Annotated in this window: 3 protein-coding genes; all 3 read left to right on the forward strand. The window is 70.8% G+C overall.

Annotation, left to right across the window (positions count from 1 at the left end; genetic code table 11):
- The coding region (locus F3J14_RS34495) for an SDR family oxidoreductase (protein WP_166726701.1) at positions 1–553 on the forward strand (553 nt) is incomplete at its 5' end.
- A gap of 202 nt (positions 554–755) precedes the next feature.
- Positions 756–1799, forward strand: a complete 1044-nt coding sequence (locus tag F3J14_RS34500) for a LysR family transcriptional regulator (protein ID WP_166726702.1) — start codon at positions 756–758, stop codon at positions 1797–1799.
- Between the two features lie 101 nt (positions 1800–1900).
- On the forward strand, positions 1901–2454 hold a 554-nt coding region (locus F3J14_RS34505; RefSeq protein ID WP_166726703.1), incomplete at its 3' end, for a DUF4286 family protein.

Raw genomic sequence — 2454 nt, forward strand, 5'->3', positions numbered from 1 at the left:
TGCGCTCGTCACGTGCGCGGGCGGCCACGGCCTCGGCCGCGCGGACGAAACCGACGACGCGCAATGGCGCGACGCGATGCACGCGAATCTCGACACCGCGTTCGTCAGCGCACGCGCGTGCCTGCCCGACCTGATCGCGCAGCGCGGCAGCATCGTGCTGGTCGCGTCGATCGCCGCGCTCGCGGCCGGGCCGGGCGTGTGCGGCTACACGGTCGGCAAGCATGCGCTGCTCGGGCTCGCGCGTTCGCTCGCACGCGACTACGGGCCGCACGGCGTGCGTGCGAACGCGGTGTGCCCGGGCTGGGTCCGCACGCCGATGGCCGATGCGGAAATGGCGCCGCTGATGTCCGCGTACGGCGACACGCTCGACGGCGCGTATGCGCGCGTGAGCACCGACGTACCGCTGCGGCGCGCGGCCGATCCGGACGAAATCGCGGCCGTGTGCGCATTCCTCGCATCGCCCGATGCGTCGTTCGTGACGGGCGCGACGCTCGTCGCCGACGGCGGCGCGATGGTCGTCGATGTGCCGACGCTCGCGTTCGACAAGCTTTGACGCCGGGGGGGCGAAGCGTCCGCACGATGCGCGCTCGAGTGCGACCGCGCGACGTGCCGCACACGTCGCCCGTCGCGCCGTCGCCCGCACCCGGCCCTGCGCACGCCCTGCACGCGCCCCGCTCGTTTCCCGCCCCGGAAATCCGCTAACATCGACCGATCCCGCCGCCTTCGTGCGGCACCGCCTCACCGTTCGGACTTCGATGAACATCCGGTTTCTTGAAACCTTCGTCTGGCTCGCGAAGCTGGAGAACTTCCGGCTCACGGCCGAGAAACTGCACACGACGCAGGCGGCCGTGTCGAGCCGCATCGCGTCGCTCGAAGAGGCGTTCGACGTGCGGCTGTTCGACCGCAACACGCGCTCGGCCACGCTGACGCCCGCGGGCCGGCGCATGCTCGCGTACGCGGAGCGGATCGTGCGGCTCGACGGCGAGATGCGGCGCGACATCGACGCGGCGAGCGACGCGGGCCTGATCCGGATCGGCGTGATCGAGTCGATCGTGCACAGCTGGTTTCCGGCGCTGATGGCGCAATTGCGCGAGCGCTATCCGCGCCTCGACGTCGAGATCACGAGCGACACGACGCTGCACCTGATCCGCCTGCTCAGCACCGACGGCGTCGACCTGATCCTGCAGACCGACCCGGTGCCAGGCCCCGACTTCACGAACCTGCCGCTGTGCGAATTCCCGGTGCGCTGGGCGGCGAGCCCGCGTCTCGGGCTCGGCGGCGAACGGCTCGACGTCGCGCGGCTTGCCGCGTACCCGATCATCAGCTTCTCGCGCCACTCGGGGCCGCACGCGACGATCGAGCGGCTGTTCGCCGCCGTCGAGCGGCCGGCCAGCATCAACTGCATCACGTCGGTCGCCGCGATGATCCGGCTCGTCGCTGACGGTTTCGGCGTAGCCGCGCTGCCGCCCGCGATCATCGGGCGCGAACTGCAGGAAGGCGCACTCGAACTGCTCGACGTGGAACCTGAATTCCCCGCACTGCCGCTCGTCGCGTCGTATCGCACGCAGGGCCTGCCGGTCGCCGCGCGCATCGCGGAACTGGCGAGCGAAGTCGCGCGCGCGATGCCGGCCGCCGCGACTCATGCGAAGCCGGCCGCATCGGCAAAGGCCAAGGCCGATTCCGTCGGCAAGGCCGCTGCCCGGCCGGCGACAAAAACCGGAACCGCGGCGGCAAAACGCACGCCGAAATCCGCGCCGCCCGCCGCCGCTGCGGCGAAACGCCGTCCGCGCCGCTCATAAGAAAACCTGTTCACCGCGAATTTGTTTTCTTGTTGGACGGGCGCAGCCCCTCTTCGGGACACTGCGGGTTCCTGACACCCCCCCGTCACAAGGAACCCGCAATGACCCGCCTTTCCCTTCCGCACGGCCAGCTCTGCGTCTGGACGGATATCGACCCCGCGCACGAAGCCGATTTCAACGCGTGGTACGACCGCGAGCACATGCAGGAGCGTGTCGCGATTCCCGGCTTCACGCATGCGCGGCGGTTTCGCGCGACCGACGGCGGCCCGCGCAAGTATCTCGCGCTGTACGTGACGGACACGCTCGACGTGTTCCGCGGCGACGCGTATCGGCGCGCGTTCACGCAGCAGACCGCATGGTCGCTCGCGAACTTCGAACGCATGACGGGCACGCAGCGGCGGGTCGGCGACCTGACGATCGAGGCCGGCGATGGCGAAGGCATGCATCTCGCGCTGTTCGTGCTGCCGCCCGAACGCATCGACGTGCCGCACCTGCGCGAGCGCTTCGACGTGGCGCTGCGCGAACCCGGCATCCATGCGGCACGGCTGTTCCGCACCGCGCCGGACCTGTCCGCACCGCTTGGCGCCGACGCGGCCGCGCGTCCGGCACCCGACGCGCTCGTCCTGATGGAAGGCAGCGACGCCGCGGCCACGCG

The sequence above is a fragment of the Burkholderia sp. Tr-862 genome (assembly GCF_011753085.1).
In the GTDB taxonomy this organism is placed as follows: domain Bacteria; phylum Pseudomonadota; class Gammaproteobacteria; order Burkholderiales; family Burkholderiaceae; genus Burkholderia; species Burkholderia ambifaria.

Coding starts and splice junctions, on each gene's coding strand:
- F3J14_RS34500 (WP_166726702.1), top strand. CDS start 756: ATGAACATCCGGTTTCTTGAAACCTTCGTCTGGCTCGCGAAGCTGGAG.